We start from the raw sequence: 272 nt of genomic DNA on the forward strand, positions 1-272 counted from the left end.
CTATGGGGTGCGCGCCGTGAAACCCTCCGTCACACTCGGCCCCGACCCCAGGGGATTCGCCCTAGAGTGACTCACAGGTTCGACGATGCACCTCGTTCGGCCGGTCCCTCCTTCCGTCGAAAGGCACCACCCATGGCTGGAATCCACAACGACATCTCGAGCACGTTCGGCAAGACGCCGCTCGTCCGCCTCAACCGCGTCACAGACGGCGCCGAGGCGAACGTGTTCGCGAAGCTCGAGTTCTTCAACCCCGGTTCGTCCGTCAAGGACCG

General features: G+C 64.3%; 1 protein-coding gene. It reads left to right on the plus strand.

Annotated elements, in window-relative coordinates; translation table 11 throughout:
• Positions 1–132 precede the first annotated feature (132 nt).
• The coding region (locus tag SB754_RS20350; protein ID WP_410784175.1) for a pyridoxal-phosphate dependent enzyme at positions 133–272 on the plus strand (140 nt) is incomplete at its 3' end.

Origin of the sequence: Leifsonia sp. SIMBA_070, from assembly GCF_046534635.1 — a bacterium.
Taxonomy (GTDB): domain Bacteria; phylum Actinomycetota; class Actinomycetes; order Actinomycetales; family Microbacteriaceae; genus Leifsonia.